Raw genomic sequence first — 21,064 nt, 5'->3', positions numbered from 1 at the left:
CGTGTCTCGACTGCGCTCGACACGAACGGTGTTTTTGCCTGCGCGGGACAGGGTCTAGCCCAAGCCGGCGCGGGCCGCGAAGGGGAAGCACGCGCGCAAATCTGAAAAAATCGCGCCGGAACTGAAAAATGGCGGGCGTCGCGCCGTGCCGCCCGTCGGGAAAGGCACCGGAGCGCCCTTCCCGAATCGCGGCTCAGAACTGGGTACGGAACGTCACGAAAAACTGCTGTGGGGCGCCGGCCAGCAATGTCTGGTTGTCGCCGCGATTGGTGAAGCCGTTGGAGCCGATGGTGGCGATATAGCGTTCGTTGAACAGGTTGGTCGCGTTGAACTGCAATTCGCCCTTCACGATGTTGGGCCAGTCCATGCGCAGCCCCAGCGTCAGATCGACCAGCGTGAAGCTGGGCACCGACTGGTCATTTTCGAACGTGAAGAAGCGCCGGCTGGTATAGTTGAAGCCCAGCCGGCCGAAGAACCGGCGCTGGTCATAACGCAGCTCGGCGCGGAACAGGTCGCGCGGGGCATCCACCACCGTGCGCCCGGCGGTGCGCGCCACCACCACGCCGGCGCGGTTCACCACATCGTTGCGATAGGTCGAGTCATTAAAGCTATAGGTGGCGAACAGCCCAAAGCCATAAGGCAGGCGCACATCGCCGGCCACTTCCACGCCATAGCTGCGCACCGAACCCACATTCTGCAGGATTGGCGGGTTGCCGATGATGCCGGCCCCTTGCGTGAAGGCGAGCAGCCGGTTGCTGAAATCGACATAATAGCCCACCACCGATCCGGTGAAGCGGCCACCGCGAAAGCGCGTGCCCAGTTCATAGGTGTCCGAGCTTTCCGGCCGCAAATTGCCCAGCGCATCGAACCCGGCCTGCGTGGTGGCAAAGGGGCCGCTGGTCGCCGCCGAGGTGAAGGCGCGCGTCACCTGGGTAAAGCCGCCAAACACTTCCGCCCGGCCCAGCGCCACGTTGAAGCCGGCATGCGGCTGGAACCAGTCGGTGACGCGGATATTGCCCTGCGCCAGCCCGCCCGCGACGATCGGCGTGCCCCGGTTGCGCACGTCGAACCCCTTCCACCCGAAATTGATGGTCAGCCGACCGAAGCTCAACCGGTCCTGCACATAATATTGCACCGTTTCAGTGTTATAGCGCCAGTCCCACTGGGTGAAGAACGGCACGGCCTGGAATTCCAGCGCAAAGCGGGTGGGCGTGGTGCGGCTGTCCAGCCCATAGAAGCGCCGCGCCTGGCGGAACTCGTTCACTTCATACCAGATGCCCACGGTCACATCGTTGAACAGCCAGTCGAACCCCAGCGAGCCGAACACGCCGCGCCGGCGGATGTCATATTCGGTGGTGCGCACCGAAATCGGCACACCGGTGGGCGACGCGACATAGGGGGTGAACCAGGTGCCCTGGCCGTGATTGGAATGATAATAGCCCTTCACCGTGGCCCGGATCGGCGCCTCCTTGTCGGTTTCGAAGCCCAGCGACGCCAGATAGTCGTTGCGCAGGCCGGACGCGTCGAAATAGGCATCGTCCACGGTGCGGATCGGCGCGGGATAGACGGTGCCGGCGGCCGGGTTCAGCCGCGGCGCGCCGCTATCGCCCCGGTTGGCGGCGACATCGGCAATCTGCACGGCGAGCGGGAAATTGTCAGAAATATTGTCCCAGCCCAGCCCCAGCCGGTTGATGATGCCGAGCGACAGGTCCTGATAGTCATTCTCCCGCCGCTCGGAATAGTTGAACGTGCCGACCAGCCGCAGATGATCGACCACCGGCGCCACGAACTTGGCGTTGATCTGTTGCTGGAACTGGCGGCCCACGCCCTTCCACTTGTCCAGCTCCACCCGCCCATAGGACACATAGGCGGCAATGCCGGTATCGCCGAACGCGCCGGTATCCAGCCGGGCAAAGGCGCGGCTGGTGCTGTAGGAGCCGATGGTGCCGTTCGCCTCCAGCGCGAAGGTCGGCGACGGATCGCGCGAGAAAAACTCCAGCGTGCCGCCCAGATTGTTGATCGCCTGGGTGCCGATCGACCCTGAACCCTGCGACACGCGGGTCAGCGCGATGTTTTCGGAACTGATCGCGCGGCTGATGTGCAGGCCGTTGGTGTTGCCATAGGAGCCATCGCCCAGCGGAATCCCGTCGAGCGTGAAGCCGAGCTGATTCTGGTTGAAGCCGCGGATCGACACGCGCTGTGACCATTCGTACAGGCCGAACGGATCGGCGGCGAGAAAGTTGACGCCGGGCAGCTTTTCGATTGCCTTCAATGGGCTGGTGCCGGGCAGCAGGATCGAAATATCCTTCTGGGTCAATTGCTGCACCTGGCGGGTTTCGCGGTTGCCGGTAATGATGATGTCGGACTGGGCCGGCTCAGCCGCGTCGCCCGTGGGCTGGGGATCGTCACCGGCGGTCGGTGCCGGCGCGCGGGCGGGATCGCCCTCGCGAGCGTGCGCGGCAACGGGCAGGGCAAGCATGGTGGTGGCCAGCAGCAGCGGCGATAGGCGCATGGTGATTTCCCCTTTTTGACCGAATATTATTTCGGTTTATCAACGATATAATAGGCTTGCTGCGTTGCAGAATGATGCTGGTTCGGTGGCGTGGGGATGACGCTTTGATGTCCGTTTGAGGTCGTGGAACGGAGCGTCTTGTGTTGCATTATGGCAACACTATATTAGCCCCATGACCATTGGGGACGACCATGAACCTCGAAAAATTCACTGACCGCGCAAAGGGTTTCCTGCAATCGGCGCTGACGGTTGCGATCCGCATGAGCCACCAGCGCATCACGCCGGACCATCTGCTGAAGGCGCTGCTGGAAGACAGCGAGGGGATGGCCGCCGGGCTGATCCGCGCGGCCGGGGGCGACCCAGCGCGGGCGACGGCGGCCGTGGATGCGGCGCTCGCCCGGATTCCCGCCGTGTCCGGTTCCGGCGCGCAGAGCCAGCCCGGCCTCGACAATGATCTGGTCCGCGTGCTCGACCAGGCCGAGCAGATCGCGACCAAGGCGGGTGACAGTTTCGTCACCGTCGAGCGGCTGCTGGTCGCGCTGTCGCTGTCGCTCAACCTGTCGGCCGGCAAGGCGATCAAGGAGGCGGGCGCCACGCCCGAGGGGCTGAACGCCGCGATCAACAGCCTGCGCGGCGGCCGCACCGCCGACACCGCCGGCGCCGAGGACCGCTATGACGCGCTGAAGAAATTCGCACGCGACCTGACCGAGGCGGCCCATGCCGGCAAGCTGGACCCGGTGATCGGCCGGGACGAGGAAATCCGCCGCACCATCCAGATTCTCGCCCGGCGCACCAAGAACAATCCGGTGCTGATCGGCGAGCCGGGCGTGGGCAAGACCGCGATTGCCGAGGGGCTGGCGCTGCGCATTGCCAATGGCGACGTGCCCGATACACTTAAGGACCGGCGGCTGATGGCGCTCGACATGGGCAGCCTGATCGCCGGCGCCAAATATCGCGGCGAGTTTGAAGAACGCCTGAAGGGCGTGCTCGACGAGGTGCGCGCGGGCGAAGGCGACATCATCCTGTTCATCGACGAGATGCACACGCTGATCGGCGCGGGGAAGACCGATGGCGCGATGGACGCGTCGAACCTGCTGAAGCCCGCGCTTGCCCGGGGCGAGCTGCACTGCGTCGGCGCGACCACGCTCGATGAATATCGCAAATATGTGGAAAAGGACGCCGCTCTCCAGCGCCGTTTTCAGCCGGTTTTCGTCGGCGAGCCGACCGTGCCCGACACGATCAGCATCCTGCGCGGGCTGAAGGAGAAATATGAGCTGCACCACAAGGTGCGCATTACCGACGCGGCCATCGTGAGCGCGGCGACGCTGTCCAACCGCTACATCACCGACCGTTTCCTGCCCGACAAGGCAATCGACCTGATGGACGAGGCGGCCAGCCGCATCCGCATGGAAGTGGAGAGCAAGCCCGAGGAGATCGAGACGCTCGACCGGCGCATCATCCAGCTGAAGATCGAGCGCGAGGCGCTGAAGCGCGAATCGGATGCCGCCTCGCGCGAGCGGCTGGCGACGCTGGAGGGTGACCTTGCCGATCTGGAGGAGCAATCGGCCGAACTCACCCAGCGCTGGCAGGCGGAGAAGGACAAGATCGCCGGCGAATCGCGGATCAAGGAACAGCTCGACGCCGCCCGGCTGGAGCTCGAACAGGCGCAGCGATCAGGCGATCTCGCGCGCGCGGGCGAGCTGTCCTACGGCACCATCCCGCAATTGCTCCGCCAGCTGGAGGAGGCCGAGGGGCAGACCCGGGGCGCGATGCTGCGCGAGGAAGTGACCGCCGACGATATCGCTGCGGTCGTCAGCCGCTGGACCGGCATTCCCGTTGACCGGATGCTGGAGGGGGAGCGCGAAAAGCTGCTCCATATGGAAGACGCGCTGGGCAAGCGCGTGATCGGCCAGCGCGAGGCGGTGCGCGCCGTTTCCACGGCCGTCCGCCGTGCGCGTGCCGGGCTGCAGGACCCCAACCGGCCGCTTGGCAGCTTCCTGTTCCTGGGGCCGACCGGGGTGGGCAAGACCGAGCTGACCAAGGCGCTTGCCGAATTCCTGTTCGACGATGCGAGCGCGATGGTGCGCATCGACATGAGCGAATTCATGGAAAAGCACGCGGTCGCGCGGCTGATCGGCGCGCCGCCGGGCTATGTCGGCTATGAGGAAGGCGGCGTGCTGACCGAGGCGGTGCGGCGCCGGCCCTATCAGGTCATCCTGTTCGATGAGGTAGAGAAGGCGCATGGCGACGTGTTCAACGTGCTGCTGCAGGTGCTCGACGATGGCCGGCTGACCGACGGGCAGGGGCGCACGGTCGATTTCACCAACACCATCATCGTGCTGACCAGCAATCTGGGCTCGCAATTCCTGACCGCGCTGGAAGACGGGCAGGAGGTGTCGGCGGTGGAGCCGCAGGTGATGGAAATGGTGCGCGCGCATTTCCGCCCCGAATTCCTCAACCGGCTCGACGAGATCGTGCTGTTCCACCGGCTGGGGCAGAGCGAGATGGCACCGATCGTCGACATTCAGGTGGCGCGTGTCGGCAGGCTGCTGGCCGAGCGTAAGATCGCGGTCGACCTGACCGAGGGCGCGCGGGCGTGGCTGGGCCGGGTGGGCTATGACCCCATTTATGGCGCGCGGCCGCTGAAGCGCGCGGTGCAGCGCTATCTGCAGGATCCGCTGGCTGACCTCATCCTGTCGGGCGGGGTGAAGGACGGGCAGACAGTGCGCGTGGAAGAGGGCGACGGCGCGCTGCGGCTGACGGTGGGGTGAGCGCCTGGGCGGGCAGGCGCGGGGCTCAATCGGCGACGCGCGCGCCCTTGCCCGGATCGAGGCCGCTCGCGTCGGCAACGGCGAAGAACTGGCGCAGGATGGCGCGCTCATCGTCGCGGATATGCGGGTTCCACGCGTCGAAGATCAGCACCGCGCGCAGATGGTCGCTGTCGTTCCAGGCTTCATGGTCGATGGTGTCGTCAAAGGCGAAGGCTTCGCCCTCGCGCCACTGGCGGGTTTCGCCGCCGACGCGAAAGCCGCACCCCTCGGGAACGATCAGCGGCAGATGGATGATCGCGCGCGTGTTGGTGACGCCGGTATGCGCGGGCAGGCGCGTGTGCGGCTTCAGCAGCGAGAAGAACGCAGTCGGCGCGCGGCCGGGCATGTCGGCCAGCGGCAGTTGCGCCAGCGCAGCGGCGGTATTGGGGCAGCGGGCGCAGGCCGCATCGATGCGGCGGCCGAACTTCCACAGGAAATAGGCGCCCCAGTCGAGCTTGTGGTCGAGCGGCGTCCATTTGTTCGCGGGCGTCCCCGGCGCCATCGCGACATAGGGCTCCAGCCCCGGCGCGCCATCGGCGAGCAGGCTTTCCAGCTCGGCGCGGATCGCCGGTGTCGCCGCCTCGATCTGCGCGAGCCAGGGGAAATGCGCGCGGTCGAAAAACTCGTCGGCCGGCAGGAAGGGGAAATGCATTCCCGAACAATCATTTACATAAATGCGCCTGAGGCCGAGCACGGTGTCGATACAGGCGTCGACACGGCGACGGTCGGCCCCGCTCATGCCGCCGCGCAGCGGGTCGAGCCCGGCATGGATGACGTCGACAAATTCGCGCTGATAGCGCTGCACGGCCGCACGAGCATGGGCGATGACGCCTTCGACGCCGGGGGAGCGATCGGTGATGTACGCGCCGATCGCGACGACATTGGCCCAGCGCCCGGCGGCCGCCGCGCGCTCTCCCCGCCGGTCGTGCAGTTCGGCGAGGCGGATGGTGGCAATGAAGTGGCGCTGGTCGGCGGCGAGCGCACTGAGCAGCGCCGCTTCCTCCCCGGCATCGTCACCCAGCTTGCGCAAAGCACCCGCCAGGTTGACCCAGGGTTCCGGGGCGGCGGGATCAGCTTCGGCTGCGGCGCGAAAATGTTCGGCGGCTGCGCGCGCATCGCCCATGGCGAGCCGGCGCATGCCGAGCGCATTTTCGATCTGCGGATTGCCGGGGTCGATCGCCAGCGCCTGTTCGAGCGCGGACAACGCCCCCGCCTGATCGCCGCGCTGGCGCGCGGCGTCGGCGGTGGCGATCAGATCGGCAGCCTGACGCTCGGCGGCATTGTTGTCCGCGCTGCTGGCCATCGGCGCAGTTATTCCCCTCTGGGACGGCTCTGGCCCTGTTGCTGCTGGTACTCAGCGCTTTCGCGCGACAAGTCTGCCAGCTTTTGCCACTCCTCGCGCGTCTTGCAGGTCTTGCGGCTCTCGATCAGTGAACCGATCGGGGCTTCGCGGCGGCAGATCAGCTTTTCCTTGGCCGGCGGTGTGCCCGCTGTCTGCGCCGACGCGGCGATCGACAGGTCGGTTGCAAGCAGAGCGAACAGGCCAAGAGCGACAACGCGCTTCATAATCTCTCCATCATCTGAACGGGGGCGTCATCAATCGCACGCTTCGCGATCAAAAAAAAGGGCGCGACTGCAACAGTCGCGCCCCAATTTTCGCAGGACCCGAAGGTCCGGATTACATGCGGAACCGTGCGGTGATCGCGAAGCGGCGGCCCAGCGCGTCGTAGGTCGACGGGAAGGTGTTGCCGCTGTTGAACGCGGTCGTGCCGGCGGTCGAACCGACAATCGGGGGTTCGCGGTTGAACAGGTTCTGGATCGAGAACAGCACCGAGAACCGGTCCGTCGCCGCATAGCGCAGGCCCAGGTCGAAGTAATGATAGGCGGGGATCCGGTTGAAGTTCACCGTACGACCATCCAGCGCGGGCACCGGACCGTTGAACAGGTTGCCCTGACCCGGTTCATATTGCACGCCGTTGATGAAGCGCCACAGCAGGGTGAAGTCGAACTTGTCGATGGTCAGCGTGGTGCGCTGATTGAACTGGAAGTCCGGCTGGATCGAGGCGCAGTTCACGCTGTAGAAGTTGATGCACTCGCGGTTGACCGAGCCCGGCGTCGCTTGGAACTTGTTGGTCGTCGTGTAGGTACCGAAGAAGTCCAGGTTCAGCGTACCGAAGCCGATGTTCCGGCGATAGCTCGCCGAGAAATCGAAGCCGCTGGTGTAGATGCTCCCCAAATTCGACAGGCCCAGGAACAGACCCGGCGTGGTGCGTGGGTCGCCGCTGACCTGACCGGTAAGCCCGTCACGGCCGATGAACGCGCGGCCGCAAGCAGGGTTGGCCACCGACACGTTGTTGAAGCAGGCGTTGATCACGTCTGCAGGCGCCGGCGTGCTGATCGCGCCGGTCACGCCGATGTTCCAATAGTCGAGCGAGAAAGTGAAGCCCGGGATCGGGTTGGTCAGCACGAAGCCAGCGGTAAAGCTGGTCGACACTTCCGGACGCAGGTTCAGGTTGCCGCCGGTGGTGGTGTTCGCCTGGCCTGCGGTCGGCACGCCGATGTTGCCGATAATGCCGGCCGGTGCGCCCTGCAGGATGCAGACATCACGCAGCGCACCGGTCGGGTTCGCACGACCCGGAATACGCGTGCCGTTGTCCGCCAGGTTGGCGCAGGGATCGTCATTGAGGTTGGTCAGCACCACGTTCTGCGGGTTGAACAGCTCGGCGATGTTGGGCGCACGAACGGCACGCGAGAAGGTGCCGCGGAAACGCAGATGTTCGACAGGTTCCCAGCTGCCGCGGAATGCCCAGGTGATCGGCGCAAAGGACGGGTTGTTTCCTGCAGCAATCGAGTAGGACGAATAGCGGATACCAGCTTCCACCGTCAGGCTCTTGAAGAAGGGCTTGTTCTGGATCAGCGGGATAACGACTTCGCCGATACCTTCATAAACCTCGTAGCCGCCGACGATGTTCGGTGCGGCACCACCGCCGCCGCCCAGATCGCCCGACACCGACAGCAGGTCAGACTGCTGCGAGGCGGTGTAGTTGCGATACTCACCCGCCACAGCGAAGCTGATCGGGTCGGTCGCCCAAGGCGAGTGCAGACCAAAGTCGCCGGTCACGGTGCCACGGAACTGGGTGAGCGTGGTACGGATCTTGGTGGTTGAAGGCGCCGTCAGGAAAGCGATTTGCGCCTGATTGATCGAGCCAGCCGGACCAAACCAGTTGACCGGAATACAGCCATTCGACGCGTCCTGACAGGTCGCCGTCGCACCGTTGCCGGTGGTCAGCAGCGACTGACGGACGCGCGAGTTGAGCGTGTAGCCGCCCTGCGTCTGCACGTTCTCGCTCTCACCATAGGCGCCGAACACGTCCCAGCTGATCCGGTCGGTGATCGAACCACGGAAGCCCATACGATAGTCGAACAGGGTCGTAGTGAAGTTGCTGGTGCGCGGCCCGGTTTCCACCGTGCGGCGGAACAGGTTGGTCGGGATCTGACGGTAGTTCGGATCCTGCGGACCGGTCGCCGCAGCCGCTGCCCCGCAGTTCGCCGCACTCAGGCCCTGAACGCCAGGCTGGTTGGGGTTCAGGTCTCGGGCATCGCCAGCAAACGCAGCGCAAATGGTGTTGCGGGCACCGACTGGCAGGAAGGGGTTGCTGAGCGGCAGCTGAACCGGCAGCGCGAACGCGCCCGACGGCGCGATAATCGTGTCGACCGAGTTCCGCGAGAACAAGCCACGCGCATAGACTTCGAGATTGTCGTTAATCTCGTAGCGGCCCGCGCCATACATGTTGAAGCGCTGGAACGGCGTGTTGAAGATGTTCAACGGGTTGAAGTTAAAAGCGTTAAAGGCGTTGTTCGGGGCAAAATCACCCGTATCCGGATTGATCTGACGGGTCGCCAGCGGCGCCGGCAGCGAGAAGCGCGACGGCACCGTGGTACCCGAGCCGCCAGCCGCGCCCGAAGCCGAGTCGATGTTGAATTCGGAGAATTCACGGGCGCCCTGATAGACCGGGTCCGACTTCTGATAGCCGATGCTGAACACCACGTTGCCGCGGCCACCGTCCAGATTCGCGCCCATGGTCAGGTCGGCGCGCAGCGTGTTGCCGTCACCACGACCGGTGACCTGCTGCGACACGCTCAGGTCCACGCCGCTGAAATCGCGCTTGGTGACGAAGTTGACCACACCGGCAACCGCGTCGGCGCCGTAGGTGGTGGCCGCGCCACCAGTCAGCGCGTCGACGCGCTGGATCAGCGCCAGCGGAATGTTGTTCAAGTCGAACGCGCCGCCCAGGTTGGCCGGAACGAGGCGGACGCCGTCGATCAGCACGAGGTTGCGGTTAGAGCCGAGGCCGCGAAGGTCGACGAACGAGGCGCCGCCATTGCCGTTGTTCACGGCCGAACCGATGTTCGGCACGACGCCCGGCAGGGTGCGCAGCAGGTCTTCCGCGGTGTTCGAGTTGCGGAGCTGGATTTCCTTTTCGCTCACCACGTTGACCGGGTTGGAAGCAACCAGGTTCGGGTTGCGCAGCAGGGTGCCGGTGACGACCACGTCGCCCTGGCCTTCAGCCTTCTGCTCCTCGGCCGGGGCGTCCTGCGCCGGCGACACCGGCTTGCCTTCCTTGGCCCAGGCGGGCGTCGCGCTGAACACGGCACCGGCCGCGATGGTCGACACCAGCAAGCGACGGCGTAGCGAAAAAGTCATCATGCTTTCCCCTTATGGCGAGGACCCGAAACTGTGACCGCAATGGCCCGCCCGGATTCCCCTGAGTTCAAAAATTTGCGCACCGAATGTGCATAGACACGAAAACTACGCAAAACCGCCATCCAAGCACAACAGTTACGCGCGGTGGCGCATCGGTTTGTGCCAGCCTTGTGCTATTTGCGCAACAGATCGCGCGACTTGCACCAGCGCGGGGCCGGGGCTAGCGTGGCGACATGATCAGACGCTGCCTGTTCGTCCTTGCCGGTGCCATGCTTGCCGCCGGCGTCGCACCGGCCCCGTCAGCAGCGGCTGACGAGCTGCCCAAATCGCTCAAATCGCTGGAAGAATGTCGCGCCATTGCCGACAATAGCGCCCGCCTTGCCTGTTATGACAAGGCAGTGATGGCGTTCACCGCGTCGGTTTCCGCCAAGGACGTGATGGTGGTCGATCGGGCCGAAGTGCAGCAGCGCAAGAAGAAGAGCTTCGGCCTGCCCTTTACCGAGGCCGGCGTACTCGGCCCCAATGCCGGGCCGGACACCAACCAGGTCACCGCCAAGATCGCTGCGGTCAAGCCGTTCGGCGAGTTCTTCCTGATCACGCTGGACAATGGCGGGGTGTGGCAGACGGTCGAATCGGGCTTTCTCGACCCCGAGGTGGGCAGCGAGGTGACGATCAAGCGGGGCGCGCTGGGCAGCTTCCGGATGATCTTCCCCAAGGGTGCGCCGCTCGGCGCGAAGCGCGTGCGCTGAGTCCCGGGGAGCGGGCCGGCACCACCCCAGCCCAACAACATCTTACCCCGCCACCGGCATCGGTCCGGCGACGAGCAGCGGGTCGATCTTCGCGTCGCGCCATCTGAGGCTCCAGTGGAGATGCGGCCCGGTCGCGCGCCCGGTCATGCCCACCGCGCCCACCGGCTGGCCGCGCCGCACCCGCGCGCCCACCGCCACGTCGATCCGCGACAGGTGCAGGAACGCGCTGTTCAGCCCCATGCCATGGTCGATCATCAGCAGATTGCCCTCCAGCGTGAAGGGATGATCGGCGGCGAGCACCACCACGCCATCGGCCGGCGCCATCACCGGCGTGCCCGCCGGCTGGGCGATGTCCGCGCCCGAATGATAGCTGCCGGCCTCGCCATTCTTGTAGATGCGCTGGGAGCCGAACAGGCCGGACAGGCGCCCGATGACCGGCCACAGGAATGGCTGGCGCCACCCGTCGGACTGGGCATTGGCGGCGCGCGCGGCGTTGATCTGTGCGAGCTCCGCCGGGCGCAGCCGGTTGAACTCCTCGGCCGGCTGGGCAAAGCGCGGCAGGCTGTTCAGCCGCTCGATATTCCAGGCACGGCGCGCAACGGGCAGCGTTTCGCGCACCACGCTGCCATCGGCCAGCGTCGCGCTGATCTCTGCACTGGGGCCGAAATCGCGGTCGAACGCGATCAGGAAGCGGCCATCGGCGGCGACCGGCACGGCGACCCCCTGAAAGCTGAGGAGCGTGGTGCCGGCCGGCGCGGTGCCGAGCACGGCGGCCCCCTGCACCAACGGACCCTGCAGGCGGAAGCGCGCGCCGGGCGCCGGCTGCGGCGCGGCGGGCTTTGCCTGTGGCCGGGGCGCCGGCGCCTGTGCGGTGAGCGCCAGCACCGCGATCACCGCCGCACCGCGCCGCCATGGCCTCCCCCCGGGCATCCCGCTCAGCCCGTCATCGCGTCAAGCGCGACCTGGGCGCTGGCATAGGCCTCCTGCCGGGCGACATTCCAGTAGCGCAGCGCGTCGAGCGGAATGCGCGCGCCCGTCACCGCGCACAGCACATGGTCGCCCGGCGCGATCACGCGGAACCCGTTGGCCATATAGTGCAGCCGCGCGGTGCGGTTGCTGTTCGAGACGAGCATTGCGCGTTCTTCCTTCGCCGGCGCTCTGTGCGCGCGGTGTTGATGCGGGGTCAGAGCAGGCTGGGCTGCTCGGGCTTGTCGCCCTCATACCCCTTGGCGCCGGTGCGCTCAACCTTTGCGCCGACGGTGCCGTCGCCAAAGTGCAGCGTCAGCAGCCCGGCGGCGCGCGCGGCCTGTGCGCTGGTGACGACGGCACCGCTGCGCGCGCTGACACGGGCATAGCCGCGCTTCAGCAGCGCATCGGGATTGACCGCCTCCAGCAGCCGCGCCACCCGGTCGAGCCGTTCGCGCGCGGCGGCGAGCTGGCGCACCAGCAGCTGCGGGCGCAGCAGCACGGCGGCGCGATCCGCCTGGGTGCGCGCGCGCAGCACCCGCGCATCGAGCGCCCGGTCGAGCCGGGCACCGGCCTCGTCGAGCCGCTGGCGCTGGGGGCCGAGCAGCGCGTCGCGCCGGGGCAGCAGCCGCGCGATCAGCGCCAGCCGTTCCTGCCCGCGCGCCAGCTGGCGCCGGGTCGCGCGTTCGGCGCGCACGCCCATCCCGTCCACTGCCGCAATCAGTTCGGCACGCACCGGCACCGCCATTTCGGCGGCCGCCGTCGGCGTCGGCGCGCGGCGGTCGGCGGCGTGGTCGGCAAGGCTCGTGTCGGTCTCATGGCCGACCGCTGAAATCACCGGAATCGAGCAGGCGGCAATCGCGCGCACCACCACTTCCTCGTTGAACGCCCACAGATCCTCGATCGAGCCGCCGCCGCGCGCGACGATGACCAGGTCGGGCCGGGGCACCGCGCCGCCCGGCGGCAGCGCGTCGAACCCGCGCACGGCAGCGGCAATCTGCGCCGCTGCCCCTTCCCCCTGCACCGCCACCGGCCAGAGCAGCACATGGCTGGGGAAACGGTCTGCCAGGCGGTGGAGAATGTCGCGGATCACCGCGCCCGTGGGCGAGGTGACCACGCCGATCACCCCGGGCAGAAAGGGGAGCGGCCGCTTGCGTTCGGGCGCGAACAGCCCCTCGGCGGCAAGCTTTGCCTTCAGCTTTTCGAGCAGCGCCATCAGCGCGCCCTCGCCGGCCAGTTCCAGCCGCTCGATCACCAGCTGATATTTGCTGCGGCCGGGATAGGTGGTCAGCCGGCCGGTGGCGATCACTTCCACCCCGTCCTGCGGGGCAAAGGCGATCGATGAAAACGACCCCTTCCAGATCACCGCGTCGATCAGCGCGCCATCATCCTTCAGCGCCAGATAGGCATGGCCGGAGGCGGCCCGCTTATAACCCGAAATCTCGCCCCGCAGCCGGACATGGCCGAATGCCCCCTCCACCACCCGTTTCAGACGGCCGGAGAGTTCGGAGACGGTCAGCGGCGCGGCGTTGTCGCCGGGGGTGGTCTCGGCTACCAGCCGGGGCATGTCGACACTCATGAACGTCCTGTTGATTGGCGGCGGGGGCCGCGAGCATGCGCTGGCGTGGAAGCTAGCGCAATCGCCGCTGCTGGCCACGCTTTATGCGGCACCGGGCAATCCGGGGATAGCGCACCATGCGCTTTGCGTGGCGCTCGACCCGGCCGACCATGATGCCGTCATCGCCTTCTGCGCCGCGCACGATATCGGCCTGGTGGTGGTGGGGCCGGAGGCGCCACTGGTCGCGGGGCTTGCTGATGCCCTGCGCGCCGCCGGCACGCCGGTGTTCGGGCCAAGCGCGGCGGCGGCGCGGCTGGAAGGATCGAAGGGCTTCACCAAGCAATTGTGCGCGCGTGAGGCGATCCCGACCGCCGCCTTCGTGAATGCCGCCACGCTGGATGCGGCCCTTGCCGCGCTCGACCGGTTCGGCCTGCCGGTGGTGGTAAAGGCCGATGGCCTGGCCGCCGGCAAGGGCGTGACGATTGCCGCCACCCGCGCCGAGGCGGAAGCCGCACTCGCAGCGATCTTCGCCGATGCCGGCGGCAGCGCGGTGATCGAGGCGTTTCTGACCGGGCCGGAGGCGAGCCTGTTCATCCTGACGGACGGCAGCACCATCGTCCCGCTCGGCTCCGCGCAGGACCATAAGCGCGTGGGCGATGGCGACACCGGCCCCAACACCGGCGGCATGGGCGCCTATAGCCCCGCCCGAGTGCTGACCCCGGCGCTGGAGGCGGCCGCCATCGACACCATCGTCGCGCCGACGCTGCGCGCGATGGCCGCCGCCGGCACGCCCTTTTCGGGCATTCTCTATGCCGGGCTGATGCTGACCGATCAGGGGCCGCAGCTGATCGAATATAATGTCCGCTTCGGCGACCCCGAATGCCAGGTGCTGATGCCCCGGCTGCAAAGCGATCTGCTCGCGCTGATGCTGGCCGCCGCCACCGGGCAGCTGGCGGCGGCGCCCCCGCCGGTCTTTGCCGATGAAACGGCACTCACCGTGGTGCTGGCGGCGGCGGGCTATCCCGGAACGCCCGCCACCGGCGGCGAAATCACCGGGGTGGCGGCGGCGGAGGCGACGGGCGCGATCGTCTTCCACGCCGGCACCCGGGCCGAGGGCGACGCGCTGGTGGCAAGCGGCGGGCGCGTGCTCGCCGTCACCGCGCTGGGGGCGAGCACCGCCGAGGCGCAGCGCCGCGCCTATGCCGCGATCGACCGGATCGCGCTGCCCGGCGGGTTCTGCCGCCGCGACATCGGCTGGCGGGATATCGGTTAGAGGTTTTTGGTCTTGTTGTTGCGGCGCCGGCCCGCTCCCCCACCCGGCCACCCATAGAATACTGCCGTTGGGTGGCCGGGTGGGGGAGCGGGCCGGTGCCGGGAATCAATCAAACCGGCTGCACCAGCAGCTTGTCGATGCGCCGTCCGTCGAGGTCGACCACCTCGAACCGCCAGCCCTGCTCGACAAAACTTTCGCCCTCGCCGGGCAGGTGCTTCAGCACCGCGAGCGCCAGGCCGGCAACGGTCGCATAGTCACGGTCGTCGGGCAGGGTGATGCCGATCCGCTCGGCCAACAGGTCGGCCGGGGCCTGCCCGGCGACGAGCAGCGAGCCGTCGTCGCGCACCACGATGGCGGGGGCTTCCTCAGGGTCGGCATCGGACACGAATTCGCCCGCGATCGAGGCGAGCAGATTGGCCGGCGTCACAATCCCTTCGAAATGGCCATATTCGTCATGGATCAGCGCCATCGGCACTTCGGCGGCGCGCAGCGCGTCGAGCGCGTCCATCGCGTCGATCTGGTCGAGCACCACCGGCGCCTGCCGCATCAACGCGCGGATGTCGATCGGCTGGCCGCGCAGCAGCGCGCCGGCCACGTCGCGCGCCTGGACGACGCCGATCACCGCATCGACCGATCCTTCCGCAACCGGCAGCCGGCTGTGGCTGGCGGCGAGCAGCGCCTGGCGCACGCCATCGGCATCGAGCGTCGCGTCGATCCATTCGATGTCGGTGCGCGGTGTCATCACCTCGCGCACCGGCCGGTCGGCAAGCCGGACGACGCCGGAAATGATCGAGCGTTCATGCTCTTCGATGACGCCCGATTTGCTGGCCTCGGCAACGATCAGGTGCAGCTCCTCCGCGGTGACGTGATCGTCCGATTCGCGGGTCAGCCGCAACAGCCAGAACAGCGCGCCGGTCGCCGAATCGAGCAGCCACACGATCGGCGCGGCGGCCTTTGACAGCCATTGCATGGGCATTGCCAGCGCCACTGCAATCGGCTCCGGGCTGCGCAGCGCGATCTGCTTGGGCACCAGTTCGCCCACCACCAGCGAGACAAAAGTGGTCAGCCCGATGACGATGGCAAAGCCCAGCGTTTCGGCAAGCGCCCCCTCCACCCCCAGCGCGCGCAGCCGCGCCGCCGTCGGCGCGCCCAGGCTCGCCCCCGAATAGGCGCCGGCCAGCACGCCGATGAGCGTGATGCCGATCTGGACGGTGGACAGCAGCTTGCCCGGATCGCCCGCCAGCGCGATCGCCGCGCGCGCGCCGCGCACCCCGGCGCGCAACATCGCCTCCAGCCGCGCCCGCCGCGCCGAAACGATGGCGAGTTCGGACATCGCGAAGACAGCGTTGATCAGGATGAGCGCGAAGATGATCGCGACATCGATCCAGGGAAAGGGGGGCATCATGGTCTGAACGATGCTTTAGCCGGGATCGCCCCGGTTCGGCAACGCCCGGTGATGGGAGGCGGAGCGGGCCGGCGCCGCGACAGGTTCCACCTCACCGCCGGCCGGCGAAAAACTCCCGCAGCAGGGCGGCCGCCTCCCCTTCGCCGATGCCGGCATAGATTTCCGGCCGGTGGTGGCAGGTCGGCTGGGCGAAGAAGCGCGGGCCGTGCGCCACCGCGCCGCCCTTGGCATCGTCGGCGCCGTAATAAAGCCGGGCGATGCGGGCATGGGCAATCGCGCCGGCACACATCGCGCACGGCTCCAGCGTCACCCACAGGTCGCAGCCGTCCAGCCGGTCATCGCCCAGCGCAGCGGCGGCCTGGCGGATGGCCAGCATCTCGGCATGGGCGGTGGGGTCGTTCAGCGCGCGCGGCGCATTGGCGGCGGTCGCGATGATCCGCCCGGCGCGGGTGATGACCGCGCCCACCGGCACTTCGCCGGCGCGGGCAGCCTCGGCAGCGGCGGCAAGCGCTGCGCGCATCGGATCGGGCAGTGGAAACATCGCCGCTGCTATGCCCCTTTGTCGCGCCCAAGGGAATCGCCCCGAGGGAATCGGTTGACGAAAGCCCATATCCGGCTTATGCCGCGCCGCTTTCCGGGCCTTGGCCGAAAACACTCAGGAATTGAAGCAATGTCGCGCATTTGCGAGCTGACCGGCAAGGGCCGGCAAGTGGGTCACAATGTTTCCCACGCGAACAACAAGACCAAGCGGACCTTTCTGCCCAACCTGCAGAACGTCACGCTGATGTCGGATACGCTGGGCACCAGCGTGCGGCTGCGCGTATCGACGCACGGCCTGCGCTCGGTGGAGCATGTCGGCGGGCTCGACAACTGGCTGGTCAAGGCCGCCGACGAGCAGCTGTCGCTGCGCGCCCGCCGGCTGAAGCGTCAGATCGAGAAGAAGCGCGCGCCTCAAGCGACTGCCGCTTAAGGTGGACAGGCGACGCCTTGAGCGTCGCCGCGAGTTCCGCCTCGTCGATCCGGAATTCCAGCAGCAGGTTCTGCTCGATGGGCAGCTGGTTGGCATCGCTCGCCAGCCACAAATGCGTGCCATCGGCCTCCTGAACCGCCGCGACCGCCTCGAAATTGTCGCGGATGGTGTGGCCGACGAATCGGGCCAGCACTACGCCCTCCACCACCGCGCCCGGCTGGATCGCGTCCGGATCGACCAGCGTCAGCACCGCGTCGAACCCGGTGAGCAGCGAGAAACGGCGATTGATCAGGATCAGCCGCCCATCGGGCAGCTCGGTCGCGTCGGTCGGGTTGAACCCGGGCGGCGGCAGATAGGTGAAGCGCGCCGCCGCACGCGGCGCCTCGGTCGGGTCACCGGCAAAGATCAGGCCTGCACGCCCCTTGCGGCCCGGCCAGCCATCGGTTTCGTTGAAGATGATGAAGCGCCCGTCGCGCAGGCGCACCATCGCCTCCGCCCCGCGATTCTCGTCCCACCCGGCCATGTCGGGCGGCGCGGCGTGGCGCTCGGCCCGTGCAAAGCCCGGGGCATAGCGCCAGATCTGGTTCCAATTCTCAAACCCCACCCACAGCCGGCCGCTGGCGCCGTCGCGCACCAGCGATTCGGAATCGCGGTCGCGCTTTTCCCAGCCGCTGCCCGGCCCGGCGGGCAGGCTGAACCAGCGCTGCGCGCGCGGCACCCCGTCGCCGCCCAGCGTGAAGATGACGCCGTCGCCGCCATCGCCCAAAAGGGTGAAGTGCCGGCCGTCGGTCAGCATGGCGGAAAAGCCGCCAAATTCGCGGTCGGGCGAGGTCAGCCGATAGCCGCGCACATAGTGCAGCACGCCCAGCCGCCGCTCGCCCGGCTGGCCGGGATAGAGGAAAACCCGTTCCGCCGCGAAGGGCACGCCCGGGGTGGGGTGGCGCGCCGGCGGCACCACGCTCCACGCCGGGCAGAACAGCAGCACGAACAGGATCGACCAGAACAGACGCATAGCGCCTCTTACGCATCGTGCCGCTGCGCGGAAGGCCCCAAAAATGAACGATCGATAACAGCCGCGTTCAGGAGCGGATCAATGCGGGCATCGTACAACGCCTTCATGGACGAGAGGGGGCAGTCCCTTCCCGCGCAGATGGTGGAGAAACGGCCATGATGAAGAAGTTTTCGCTCGCAAGCGTCGGCATCGCCCTCGGCGCGAGCCTGCTCGCCCCGCTGGCCCCCGCAGTGGCGCAGCAGTACGATCCCTATGCCAACAATGCCGGCTGGAACGGCGGCGATCCCCGCTACGATCCCCGGTTCGACCCCCGCAACGACCCCCGTTTCAACAATGGCGGCTGGAACAATGGCGGGTGGAACGGCAACAACTGGAACAATAATGGCTGGAACCGTGGCCCCGGCTTTCGCCGCTGCGACGGCACCGGCGGCACGATTGCCGGCGCGGTGGTGGGCGGCGTGCTGGGCAATGTGATTGCGGGCCGCGGCAATCGTGGCCTGGGCACGGTGCTTGGCGGTGTCGCGGGTGGCCTGGCCGGGCGTCAGCTCGACCGGGACGGGTGCCGCCGGCGCAATTGGCAGGGAGGCTGGTGAGTTCCCTCGCGTAGCGTAACGAGGGTTGGGGACTGGCGTCTGGCCGAAAGCCGGGCGCCAGTCTCCCAGTTGGTGGATCAATACATGTGCTGGCCGCCGTTGATGCTGAGCGTCGAGCCGGTCACGAAGCCGCCCTCGTCACAGCACAGAAAGGTCACCGCGCGGGCGATTTCCTGCGCCTGACCCAGCCGGCCGACGGGAATTTTCGCGACGATCTTTTCAAGCACGTCGGCCGGCACCGCCGCCACCATGTCGGTATCGATATAGCCCGGCGCGATTGCGTTCACCGTAACGTTGAACTTCGCGCCTTCCTGCGCCAGCGCCTTGGTAAAGCCGTGAATGCCCGATTTGGCAGCGGCATAGTTGACCTGGCCATATTGGCCGGCCTGGCCGTTGATCGACCCGATATTGACGATGCGGCCCCATTTGCGCTCGCGCATGCCGGCAAACACGGCCTTGGCCATGTTGAAGCAGCCGCCCAGATTGGTGTCGATCACTTCCTTCCACGCCTGATAGGTCATTTTCAGCATCGTGCCGTCGCGGGTGATGCCGGCATTGTTCACCAGTACGTCGATCGGCCCCAGCTCCTCGGCGATCTGCGCGCAGCCGGCCTGGCACGCGTCGAAATCGGCGACGTCCCATTTATAGGCGGCGATGCCGGTGCGCTCGGTAAAGGCCCGCGCCCGCTCTTCATTGCCGGCATAGTTGGCGGCCACCGTCATTCCGGCGTCCTTCAACGCCAGGCTGATCGCCTCGCCAATGCCTCTGGTTCCGCCCGTCACCACCGCGACCCGTGCCATGCAACCTCTCCTTCATGTGTTCTGGAACGGAAGGCTAGGCCGGTCGCCACCAACCTTCAAGCTCGCGCACGATCAGATCGCGCAGCATCTGCATGCCGATGGGCGAATCGTTGAGGCACGGCAGATAGGCAAAGTCGCCGCCGCCCGCCTCGTGAAACGTCTCGCGCCCTTCCATGGCGATTTCTTCCAGCGTCTCCAGGCAATCGGCGGAAAAACCGGGGGCGACCACCACCACCTTGTTCACGCCCTTGCCCGGCAGCGCGGCGAGCGTTTCGTCGGTTGCCGGGTCGAGCCATTTGGCCGAGCCGAATCGCGACTGGAACGAGACGATCACCGGCCGGCCCAGCGCCTCACCCAGCAGCCGCCCGGTCTTCTGGCACTGGCAGTGATAGGGATCGCCCAGGGTCAGCGTGCGCTGCGGCATGCCGTGGAAGCTGACGACAATCGCATCGGGCGCGAAATCCAGCCCCGCCAGCCCCTGGGTGATCGACGCGCGCAGCGCCTCGATATGGCCGGGATCGTCATAATAAGGCGGCAAGGTGCGCACCGCCGGCTGCCAGCGCAGCGCGCGCATCAGGTCGAACGCCTTGTCATTGGCGGTGGCGGTGGTCGCCGCGCAATATTGCGGATAGAGCGGGGCGAGCAGAATGCGGTCGCACCCCGCCTCGATCATCGCGCGCATCGCCTGCTCGATCGACGGGCTGCCATAGCGCATCGCCCAGTCCACCTTCACGGTCGGCCCCAGCATGTCCTGCAGCGCCAGCGCCTGGCGCCGGGTGATGGCGGCGAGCGGCGACCCTTCCGGGCCCCATACTTTGCGGTAATTCGCCGCCGATTTCTGTGGCCGGGTGTTGAGGATGAAACCGCGCAGCACCGGCTGCCAGATGAATGCGGGGATCTCCACCACCCGCCGGTCCGACAGGAATTCGCGCAGGTACGCGCGCACTGACCGGGTATCGGGCGCGTCGGGCGTGCCGAGATTGATCAGCAGCACCCCGATCTGGCGCGCGGCAACGGGGGGATGGTCTGGCGGGAGCGTCATGCGCCGCCCGTAAAGGGAAGTGTGCGCAAGCGAAAGCCCGCTGCTGCCTGAAGCGCGTTGGCGATGGCGGGGGCCACCGGCGGCACCGCCAGCTCGCTCACGCCGCCGGGGTCGGCCTCGCTGCGGATCAGCTCGACGGTGATGTCGGGAATGTCGGCGAGCAGCGGCAGGCCCAGCTGGCCCAGCCGGGTCGGCACCGGCCGGCCCCGCTCGAAGCGCACCGCGCCGCCCAGTGCGGCGGCCAGCCCGAAGATCAGCCCGCCCTCGATCTGCTGCAGCACCAGTTCGGGATTGATCTGGCGCCCGCAATCGACGGCGGCGACCAGCCGGTCGACCTGCGGGCGCTGGCCGTCCTCGAAATGCGCCTCGGCCAGCACCGCGATGTGGCTGCCCCGGAACGAGTGGCAGGCAATGCCCTGGCCGCTGCCCGGCACCCCGCCCTCCCAGCCGCCAAGCGCGGCGGCGGTCGACAGGCAGCGCACCAGCCGCGGCTCGCCGGTAATGCCGACGCGGAACGACAGCGGCTCCGACTGGGCGACATGGGCCAGCTCGTCGAGAAAGCACTCGGTGAAAAAGGCGGTGTAGCTGTGTGCGCCGGATCGCCAATGGCCGGTCGGCACGCCGATCTCGGCGACATGATGGTCGACCGCATAGCTGGGGAAGCGGTAA

General features: G+C 67.4%; 18 protein-coding genes. 5 read left to right on the top strand and 13 right to left on the bottom strand.

Annotated elements, in window-relative coordinates:
• Positions 1-193: 193 nt before the first annotated feature.
• A complete protein-coding gene (locus tag K2Y03_RS08430; RefSeq protein WP_294089964.1) occupies positions 194-2,512 on the bottom strand; it encodes a TonB-dependent receptor in 2,319 nt (772 codons plus the stop codon).
• Positions 2,513-2,703: 191 nt separating this feature from the next.
• Between K2Y03_RS08430 and clpB the strand changes: the two genes are divergently transcribed.
• The gene (gene clpB, locus K2Y03_RS08425) at positions 2,704-5,283 is read left to right on the top strand and encodes an ATP-dependent chaperone ClpB (RefSeq protein ID WP_294089961.1); all 2,580 of its coding nucleotides are present in this window, start codon (positions 2,704-2,706) and stop codon (positions 5,281-5,283) included.
• 25 nt (positions 5,284-5,308) lie between these two features.
• Here the strand turns inward: clpB and K2Y03_RS08420 are convergent, their stop codons facing one another.
• The 3 genes from K2Y03_RS08420 to K2Y03_RS08410 form a co-directional block, all read right to left on the bottom strand.
• On the bottom strand, positions 5,309-6,625 hold the full coding sequence (locus K2Y03_RS08420) for an aspartyl/asparaginyl beta-hydroxylase domain-containing protein (RefSeq protein WP_294089959.1): 1,317 nt from the start codon (positions 6,623-6,625) through the stop codon (positions 5,309-5,311).
• An 8-nt stretch (positions 6,626-6,633) separates the two neighbouring features.
• Positions 6,634-6,888: a hypothetical protein gene (locus K2Y03_RS08415; RefSeq protein WP_294089957.1), complete on the bottom strand. Its 255-nt coding sequence runs from the start codon at positions 6,886-6,888 to the stop codon at positions 6,634-6,636.
• Positions 6,889-7,000: 112 nt separating this feature from the next.
• The gene (locus tag K2Y03_RS08410; RefSeq protein ID WP_294089955.1) at positions 7,001-10,030 is read right to left on the bottom strand and encodes a TonB-dependent receptor; all 3,030 of its coding nucleotides are present in this window, start codon (positions 10,028-10,030) and stop codon (positions 7,001-7,003) included.
• A gap of 230 nt (positions 10,031-10,260) precedes the next feature.
• Here K2Y03_RS08410 and K2Y03_RS08405 point away from each other — a divergent pair, with 230 nt between their 5' ends.
• On the top strand, positions 10,261-10,776 hold the full coding sequence (locus K2Y03_RS08405) for a hypothetical protein (protein ID WP_294089953.1): 516 nt from the start codon (positions 10,261-10,263) through the stop codon (positions 10,774-10,776).
• Positions 10,777-10,818: 42 nt separating this feature from the next.
• Here K2Y03_RS08405 and K2Y03_RS08400 read toward each other — a convergent pair whose 3' ends face one another.
• The 3 genes from K2Y03_RS08400 to xseA are packed head-to-tail and all read right to left on the bottom strand — an operon-like array spanning position 10,819 to position 13,321.
• Positions 10,819-11,670 carry a M23 family metallopeptidase gene (locus tag K2Y03_RS08400; RefSeq protein WP_294089951.1) on the bottom strand — a complete coding sequence of 284 codons (852 nt, stop codon included), beginning with the start codon at positions 11,668-11,670 and terminating at the stop codon, positions 10,819-10,821.
• Positions 11,671-11,711: 41 nt separating this feature from the next.
• Positions 11,712-11,909, bottom strand: coding sequence for a DUF2093 domain-containing protein (locus K2Y03_RS08395; RefSeq protein WP_294089949.1), 198 nt, complete (start codon positions 11,907-11,909; stop codon positions 11,712-11,714).
• Positions 11,910-11,959: 50 nt separating this feature from the next.
• Complete coding sequence (gene xseA, locus K2Y03_RS08390) at positions 11,960-13,321, bottom strand: exodeoxyribonuclease VII large subunit (RefSeq protein WP_294089947.1); 1,362 nt, start codon at positions 13,319-13,321, stop codon at positions 11,960-11,962.
• On the opposite strand from xseA, the gene purD reads away from it, so the two are divergent.
• Positions 13,320-14,573: a phosphoribosylamine--glycine ligase gene (purD, locus tag K2Y03_RS08385; protein WP_294089977.1), complete on the top strand. Its 1,254-nt coding sequence runs from the start codon at positions 13,320-13,322 to the stop codon at positions 14,571-14,573. The two genes, xseA and purD, sit on opposite strands and share 2 nt — an antisense overlap.
• A 109-nt stretch (positions 14,574-14,682) precedes the next feature.
• Here the strand turns inward: purD and K2Y03_RS08380 are convergent, their stop codons facing one another.
• Positions 14,683-15,978 carry a hemolysin family protein gene (locus tag K2Y03_RS08380; RefSeq protein ID WP_294089945.1) on the bottom strand — a complete coding sequence of 432 codons (1,296 nt, stop codon included), beginning with the start codon at positions 15,976-15,978 and terminating at the stop codon, positions 14,683-14,685.
• Between the two features lie 91 nt (positions 15,979-16,069).
• Complete coding sequence (locus tag K2Y03_RS08375) at positions 16,070-16,519, bottom strand: nucleoside deaminase (protein WP_294089944.1); 450 nt, start codon at positions 16,517-16,519, stop codon at positions 16,070-16,072.
• A gap of 129 nt (positions 16,520-16,648) precedes the next feature.
• On the opposite strand from K2Y03_RS08375, the gene rpmB reads away from it, so the two are divergent.
• Positions 16,649-16,948, top strand: coding sequence for a 50S ribosomal protein L28 (gene rpmB, locus K2Y03_RS08370; protein ID WP_294089942.1), 300 nt, complete (start codon positions 16,649-16,651; stop codon positions 16,946-16,948).
• Here the strand turns inward: rpmB and K2Y03_RS08365 are convergent.
• Positions 16,857-17,960 carry an esterase-like activity of phytase family protein gene (locus K2Y03_RS08365; RefSeq protein WP_294089940.1) on the bottom strand — a complete coding sequence of 368 codons (1,104 nt, stop codon included), beginning with the start codon at positions 17,958-17,960 and terminating at the stop codon, positions 16,857-16,859. The two genes, rpmB and K2Y03_RS08365, sit on opposite strands and share 92 nt — an antisense overlap.
• Before the next feature lie 155 nt (positions 17,961-18,115).
• Here K2Y03_RS08365 and K2Y03_RS08360 point away from each other — a divergent pair, with 155 nt between their 5' ends.
• Positions 18,116-18,553: a glycine zipper 2TM domain-containing protein gene (locus K2Y03_RS08360; protein ID WP_294089938.1), complete on the top strand. Its 438-nt coding sequence runs from the start codon at positions 18,116-18,118 to the stop codon at positions 18,551-18,553.
• 77 nt (positions 18,554-18,630) lie between these two features.
• On the opposite strand, the gene phbB is transcribed toward K2Y03_RS08360, so the two are convergent.
• The 3 genes from phbB to K2Y03_RS08345 all read right to left on the bottom strand — a co-directional run.
• Positions 18,631-19,353 (bottom strand): acetoacetyl-CoA reductase, encoded by a 723-nt coding sequence (gene phbB / locus K2Y03_RS08355; RefSeq protein WP_294089937.1) that lies wholly within the window; start codon positions 19,351-19,353, stop codon positions 18,631-18,633.
• 34 nt (positions 19,354-19,387) lie between these two features.
• The gene (gene hemH, locus K2Y03_RS08350; RefSeq protein WP_294089935.1) at positions 19,388-20,395 is read right to left on the bottom strand and encodes a ferrochelatase; all 1,008 of its coding nucleotides are present in this window, start codon (positions 20,393-20,395) and stop codon (positions 19,388-19,390) included.
• On the bottom strand, positions 20,392-21,064 hold a 673-nt coding region (locus tag K2Y03_RS08345), incomplete at its 5' end, for a molybdopterin cofactor-binding domain-containing protein (protein ID WP_294089934.1). The genes hemH and K2Y03_RS08345, both read right to left, overlap by 4 nt.

The organism is Sphingomonas sp. (assembly GCF_019746015.1).
Classification (GTDB): Bacteria; Pseudomonadota; Alphaproteobacteria; order Sphingomonadales; family Sphingomonadaceae; genus Sphingomonas.
Note: the sequence above shows the minus strand (reverse complement) of the source record. Positions and strands in the feature narration are given on the sequence as shown.

Coding starts and splice junctions, on each gene's coding strand:
- K2Y03_RS08410 (WP_294089955.1), bottom strand. CDS start 10,030: ATGATGACTTTTTCGCTACGCCGTCGCTTGCTGGTGTCGACCATCGCG.
- xseA (WP_294089947.1), bottom strand. CDS start 13,321: ATGAGTGTCGACATGCCCCGGCTGGTAGCCGAGACCACCCCCGGCGAC.
- K2Y03_RS08420 (WP_294089959.1), bottom strand. CDS start 6,625: ATGGCCAGCAGCGCGGACAACAATGCCGCCGAGCGTCAGGCTGCCGAT.
- K2Y03_RS08430 (WP_294089964.1), bottom strand. CDS start 2,512: ATGCGCCTATCGCCGCTGCTGCTGGCCACCACCATGCTTGCCCTGCCC.
- rpmB (WP_294089942.1), top strand. CDS start 16,649: ATGTCGCGCATTTGCGAGCTGACCGGCAAGGGCCGGCAAGTGGGTCAC.
- K2Y03_RS08365 (WP_294089940.1), bottom strand. CDS start 17,960: ATGCGTCTGTTCTGGTCGATCCTGTTCGTGCTGCTGTTCTGCCCGGCG.
- K2Y03_RS08360 (WP_294089938.1), top strand. CDS start 18,116: ATGATGAAGAAGTTTTCGCTCGCAAGCGTCGGCATCGCCCTCGGCGCG.
- K2Y03_RS08380 (WP_294089945.1), bottom strand. CDS start 15,978: ATGATGCCCCCCTTTCCCTGGATCGATGTCGCGATCATCTTCGCGCTC.
- K2Y03_RS08375 (WP_294089944.1), bottom strand. CDS start 16,519: ATGTTTCCACTGCCCGATCCGATGCGCGCAGCGCTTGCCGCCGCTGCC.
- K2Y03_RS08405 (WP_294089953.1), top strand. CDS start 10,261: ATGATCAGACGCTGCCTGTTCGTCCTTGCCGGTGCCATGCTTGCCGCC.
- clpB (WP_294089961.1), top strand. CDS start 2,704: ATGAACCTCGAAAAATTCACTGACCGCGCAAAGGGTTTCCTGCAATCG.
- K2Y03_RS08415 (WP_294089957.1), bottom strand. CDS start 6,888: ATGAAGCGCGTTGTCGCTCTTGGCCTGTTCGCTCTGCTTGCAACCGAC.
- phbB (WP_294089937.1), bottom strand. CDS start 19,353: ATGGCACGGGTCGCGGTGGTGACGGGCGGAACCAGAGGCATTGGCGAG.
- hemH (WP_294089935.1), bottom strand. CDS start 20,395: ATGACGCTCCCGCCAGACCATCCCCCCGTTGCCGCGCGCCAGATCGGG.
- K2Y03_RS08395 (WP_294089949.1), bottom strand. CDS start 11,909: ATGCTCGTCTCGAACAGCAACCGCACCGCGCGGCTGCACTATATGGCC.
- purD (WP_294089977.1), top strand. CDS start 13,320: ATGAACGTCCTGTTGATTGGCGGCGGGGGCCGCGAGCATGCGCTGGCG.